The following is a 5,722-nucleotide window of genomic DNA, read 5'->3' as shown; positions in this document are numbered from 1 at the left end:
ACCTGCCACAACAGACACCCACTACCTCAGTCAGACCGAAGCAATCTGCCGCCCGAAGCACCAAGAAGCCTCCCTTGCGGGACGAAACGCTCTTTGAGAGGGCGTTTGAGATCTCGGGAACTCTGAGGGTCAGGTCAGCTGCCGGATGCTGGGAGAGTTGGAGCTCGTGGCGAGCGGTTGCCCACATCTGCAGGTTTGGCTTACTGGGTGGACCACGTTGCTCTGGGTACTGAATGCTCCGGTCTGCCGGGAGTGGGGGCAGAGGTACGCGGCGTACAGACGGACCCAGCGGGTCATCGCGGTTGAGGCTGTGGCCCGCTTAGTGTCGTGGAACGGTGCCCACCAGTAGTCGACGACGGCCCGGAGTATCAGACGCTCCTGTTCGTGGGTGACGTCGAAGCCGGCGATGCGTGCCGCGGCCGGGTGCTGAGGGTGCTTCTGGTCTCCCGAACAGACTGCATGTTCCTGGCCGTACTCAAACGAGGTGGTGCGCTCTGTGCGCTCGCAGATGAAGCAGTCCAAGCTCAGTTCGAGCTTGGACTGCCAGTGGAGGTTGTGGAATTCCTCGCCTTTGCGCAGCCCTGCCAGTTCGGCAGTGATCTCGACGGTTCGCAGCATTGGGTGATCATCCCAGCCAGCTGGGATGTGGCAATCATCCGGCGGGACGGTGCGTGGGGGCACGACCGGCGCGGGCGGCGGGGCCCTGGCGGGTGAGCCGACGGACCATGATGCCGATCATCGCCCAGCGGATCATCGTTTCGGACCGGGCGGGGCTGGTTTCGTAGTCCCGGGCCAGACGCCTGTAGGCGGTGAGCCACGCAAAGGTCCGCTCGACCGCCCAACGCTTGGGCCTGGACCTGGAAGCCGCGCTGGCCGGGATCCTTTCGGACGATCTCCAGTTCTCGACCCAGGATCTGGGCGGTCCAGTCGACGAGTCGGCCGGCGAAGCCTTGGTCCGCCCAGACCTTCCGGATCCCGGGGTGGTCGAGCCGGGTCCACAGCAGGGCGCCGGGCGCCGTCGCGGTCCTGAACGTTCGCCGCGACGACGTGCACGGCCAGGAGCAGGCCGAGGGTGTCGGTGACAATGAACCGCTTGCGGCTCTTGACCTTCTTGCCCGCGTCGAAGCCCCTGGTCGTGTCCGGCACTGTGTCGGCCGTGCGAACGGACTGCGAGTCGATCAGCCCCGCGCTCGGCTCGGCATTCCTACCGTCAGCCTCCCGGACCTGGCCCCGCAACGCGTCGTGGATGCGTTCGACAGTGCCGTCGTCATGCCACCACGTGAAGTACCAGTACACCGTGGGCCAAGGAGCGAAGTCCTTCGGTAGCTGCCGCCAGGCGCAACCGGTCCGCACCACATAGAAAATCGCGTCCACGATCCGGCGCCGCGGGTGCTTCTCCCGCCGCCCGCCGTTCGGTCCCACTCTCGGCGGCGGCAGCAACGGCTCCACCAAGGCCCACTGCTCGTCGGTCAGATCCGACGGATACCCGCCCCGAACACCGCTCACGCAAAGCTCAACGACCGCTCCGACCCAGGAGTACGGCAGATCTCAAACGCGGTCTGAGGCGATGGCGGCGCCGGATGTCGGCGTGTGCCTGGTGACGCCGAGGGCGGTGAGGACGTCCCGGCACTCGGTCTCCGTGGGCTCGCGCAGATCCACGGGACCCGGTTCGAAGGCGACGTTCGCCTCTGTCCCGTCCCATGTGGACCAGCCCTCGAAGACGCGCCCCGAAGTGTGCAAGGTGGTCCGGTACTCCTCGCCTCCGGCCCGTGCGGCGAGGAAGGCCAGGGCGGCGACCGTCCCATGTCCGCAGGCCGGCAGTTCTCCCTCGGAAGTGAAGAGCGCAAGGAGACCGGGGCACCACCGGGCCCGCGGCCGGAGCGGGAGACGAAGACGGCATGCGACGTCCCCGCCAGAACCGGCAAACCGCGACGCCGTTCGTCGCTGAGCGGCATCTCGTCCAGCACCGCCGTCGGGCTCCCGCCGCTGCCGTCCCAGACAGGCACCCACGGTCGTGACAGGCAGACCCTGCGCACTCATCGACGGCCGATCGCCACGGCAGTGAACAGCACGCCAAGCAACCTGACAGGTGACGACTGGGGGCAAAGAAGGCAGCGGTTTGCGCAGAGCACGCAGCACACCTCGTCGCGTCCGTTCCCGGGCGACCGGTCACCTGCCGGGACGATACCTCCGCTCGACATGGCCCTTGAGGTCATCGGGATAGAAGTAGACGGGCCGCAGGGAGCCATTCGCATAGCGCTCGGCCTGGTCGCCGAAGTGCGGCGAGTCGGGATGCCCGCTCTCCCCGCCCGCCGTCACCGCCCAGGCGCGCAGTCGCGGCCCGAACTCCACGACCGCCACGAAGCTGTTGCCGCTGGTGCCGTAGTAGCGCTTCGTTCCCGGGTAGGCCTTGGCTCCGAACGAGGCGAGGGACCCCCATCGTGACGAGGCGAAGGGCACGGGCATGCTCGGCTTGGCGTCACTGAACTCCTGGACGATCGCACCGTCGTTGCGCTGGTAGCGGTTGATCTCGCCCCACGGCACCTCCAAGCCGCCGAAGTCGCGTTGCAGCCGCTGTGTCGCAGTCTCGAGCGCCCCGAGCCGCTGCGCGTCCGTGGTGCGGTCGGCCATGTAGTCCCACACCGACATCCCGGCTTCCGCCGCGGCCTGGGACGTGAGCGCCCAAAGGTCCTCACCCCAGAACACGGCCACCGACGTCGCGGTCGACTCCGCGACCCACCGGTGGTCCCAGTCGTGAAGCAGGCCGATCGGACCGGCCAGATTCGCCTTCTGCCTGCTGTGTTCCGGCAGTTGGTCCCACGCGGCGACAAGCCCCGGCACCAGCCGCGCGAAGGCGGTGAGGTACGGATCGAACGCAGCCTCGATCAGCGTCTCCGGGGTGAAGTCGTCGCGCGCGCTCAACACCCGGATCGCCTGCGGTCCGCGCGGGTTCTCGCCGACCCGGTCGAAGTAGCGTGGATAGTCGGCCGCGTCGGGGCTGTCCGCGCCGGCTGCGGTCCAGGGCCAGTTGTTGGTGTTGAACGCCCAGCCGTTCTTCGGGTTCACAGCTTGCGGCATGCTGTCCAGGCTGTGCAGCCCACGCCAGTCGGTCGCCGGATCACTTCCGTCGACGGGCTTGAGATAGTCGAACCGGTCGTCCCTCACCGGCATGAACTGCGGCATCAGGAAGGCGATATCACCCTTCGAGTCCGCGAACAGTGTGTTGTTCGAGCTGTTCGCCTTCAGCCCCCCGACCTTCAGGTACTGCTCGTAGTCCCGCGTCGTGGTGCGCAGGAAGCTCTGCTTGAGCGCCTCGACGGGCTTGTTCATCAGCGCACACGCGATCCACTTGCCGTCCGCCTCGCGCACGATCGGGCCATGGTGCGTGGCGAACGTGGTGAAGCTGCGCTTCTCCTGCCCGCCCTTCGCGGTACGGAAGGACAAGGTGATCGTCTTCGTGGTGACGGGGCGCAGTTCGTCGCCGTAGCGGTAGGAGGGGGTTCCGTCGGTCCCCGTCACGATCGTCTCGGCGAACTCGTCGATGTTGTCGACGCCGCTTGTCGTGTGCATCCAGCCCGTGTGCGCGTTGAAACCCTGGTAGATGAAGAACTGGCCCCAGGTAGCGGCACCATAGACGTCGAACCCCTCGCCGCTCGTCACATGCTGCTCCGCGCGGAAGAAGAAGCTGGTGTGCGGGTTGATCAGCAGCAGCGCGTGGCCGTCCCGCGTGTGACTCGGCGCTACGGCCATGCCGTTCGACCCTGTGGGTTCACGCAGCACCAGCCCGCGCTCCTCGTCGGTCATCGGCACGTCGCGCTTGCCGTAGAAGGCCTCGAGCTGGGTGAGCAGCACCGACTCGATATCGCCGCCGATGCTGCCCTCCGAGAAGCTCAACGGCATCCACGGCTCGAACCGGTCGAGCACGCGCGGACGCACCTCGGGGTGTGTCGCGAGGTAATAGTTGAGTCCGCCGGCCCAGGCCTGCATCAACGTGCGCAGCCACGCTGGGCACTTCGCATAGTCCCTCTTCAGCGCCTCGGGGTCGAGGAACAGTCGCTGACGCAGGTCCTGCCAGATCGCGCTCTCGCCCTCGGCCTCGGCAAGACGACCCAGTGCGACGAGGTAGTTCTGCTCGATCCGGTTGAAGTCGTCCTCCGCCTGGGCGTACATCATCCCGAACACCGCGTCGGCATCCGTCTCGCCCACTATGTGCGGAACTCCCCAGTCGTCCCTCGTGATGGTCACCCGGGCAGCGTGCCTGCGCCAGCGGGCCTCATCGGCCGGAGCCGGAGCCGGAGCCGGAGCCGATGCCGCGGACGCGGTACCGGACGGCAACCCCGCCGCGGCAACAGTCAGTCCGGCTGCTCCGCCCAGGACGCGTCGTCGGCTCAGCCCGGAGTTCTGCGCTTGGCTCATGAGTGGCTCCTTCTTCCTTCGAGGATCAAGGGATCGTGCGGCTTTACGTGATCTCGTGAGTGGTGGTCCGCTCGCAGAGCGCGCGGCGATCTGTCCGGCCGGCACGGCATGTCATGGCCACGAAGACGCCCGTCGTTCGAGGGGCTCCGCCGAAATCTCACCTCGGTCGCCGACAACCTCACCCACGGCAGAGCAGGGCGGGCCGACCGGTCGACAGGCACCGCGCCTGCCTCGTCATCGTTTCGACGCGCTGACGCCGCAGCGCCGCTGCGCCCGACAGCCTTGGTTGTCCGACCGAGATGACGCCCACGGTCATCGCCTTGATCGTCACCTCGACCACGCACCCGGCAGCCATGACCAAGTGACCTCCCTGACAGCACACCCGAGTTCCGGTGATCACCCACGCGGACAGTCCTACCCAGGAAGAGGCGCCCTGACAAGGGCTCGCCCCGCCGCAAGCGGAAGCTCTTCGTTCATCGCGGGACGGAGGCGCGTCAATCCCCTTGAACTGCGACGATTCCCTGATACTTCGACGGGATTTCGTGTTTTGAGAAGCTGCTTCTTCGGTGATGGGCGTGTTGTGAGATGGCTTGGCGGTGTCTGCGCCAGTGGGACCACATCGGAGCTCGGGTGTGGGGATCGCGCTTGGCGGGGGGAGCGGGTGCGCGAGGAGTCTGCGGATCTCCGCCACGGCGAGGCGAGTTCTGCGCAATCCGGGCCGGAGGCATCGAGGTTGAAGCCGTCGCCGACGAGTGACCGGACGTAGAAGGCTGTCGGCGGGTCAACAGGCCTTCATCGACTGCCGGTTGCTCGCCCCACGCACCGCGCTGCCACCGCGCCGGTCAAGTGTTGCGGCAACATGGATTTGATATTAAATCCAGTATTGAATCATTGCTCTGACTCACCGTCGGCTGACAGATTGCGTGGGCACCACAAGGTTTTCACGGCCAGGGGGTCGGGGCGCTCGCGGATCACGCGGGTCTGCCCGGCAGCAGCGCGCGGCACCCAGGCATCGCGACAACCATCGAGGCGCCGCGCCCTCCGCGGCGTTGTATGCCGCCCGCAGGGCAGCCGGCTCACCCCGGTTTCGCGACGGACAACGGCCCGGCCCGACCGGACCGTGAAAGGTGATGTCGTCAGATGACCAGCAGCGAAAGCTCAAGAGTGTCCCGCCGAACGATTCTTCGGAGCACCGCGGGGATCAGCGCCGCCGCGGCCGCGGCGACGCTGATCCCCGCGGGCACCGCCACGGCGGCGCCCGCGCAACCCCAGGCCGGGACCCGCCACCACCACAAATCCGCCCGCA

General features: G+C 67.3%; 3 protein-coding genes and 1 pseudogene. All 4 read right to left on the bottom strand.

Annotated elements, in window-relative coordinates; genetic code table 11:
• Nucleotides 1–129 precede the first annotated feature (129 nt).
• Nucleotides 130–618 (bottom strand): hypothetical protein, encoded by a 489-nt coding sequence (locus ACFVXE_RS38530; protein WP_389678420.1) that lies wholly within the window; start codon nucleotides 616–618, stop codon nucleotides 130–132.
• Between the two features lie 34 nt (nucleotides 619–652).
• Nucleotides 653–1,545, bottom strand: a pseudogene (locus ACFVXE_RS38525) (IS5 family transposase).
• 3 nt (nucleotides 1,546–1,548) lie between these two features.
• On the bottom strand, nucleotides 1,549–1,740 hold the full coding sequence (locus ACFVXE_RS38520; RefSeq protein WP_389678418.1) for a hypothetical protein: 192 nt from the start codon (nucleotides 1,738–1,740) through the stop codon (nucleotides 1,549–1,551).
• A gap of 429 nt (nucleotides 1,741–2,169) precedes the next feature.
• Nucleotides 2,170–4,416 (bottom strand): penicillin acylase family protein, encoded by a 2,247-nt coding sequence (locus ACFVXE_RS38515; RefSeq protein ID WP_389678416.1) that lies wholly within the window; start codon nucleotides 4,414–4,416, stop codon nucleotides 2,170–2,172.
• Nucleotides 4,417–5,722: the final 1,306 nt, after the last annotated feature.

Origin of the sequence: Streptomyces sp. NPDC058231, from assembly GCF_042882275.1 — a bacterium.
In the GTDB taxonomy this organism is placed as follows: domain Bacteria; phylum Actinomycetota; class Actinomycetes; order Streptomycetales; family Streptomycetaceae; genus Streptomyces.
This window is presented reverse-complemented; position numbering and strand designations above follow the sequence as displayed.

Excerpts from the sequence above, each read along its gene's own strand:
- ACFVXE_RS38530 (WP_389678420.1), bottom strand. The coding sequence starts at position 618 with ATGCTGCGAACCGTCGAGATCACTGCCGAACTGGCAGGGCTGCGCAAA.
- ACFVXE_RS38515 (WP_389678416.1), bottom strand. The coding sequence starts at position 4,416 with ATGAGCCAAGCGCAGAACTCCGGGCTGAGCCGACGACGCGTCCTGGGC.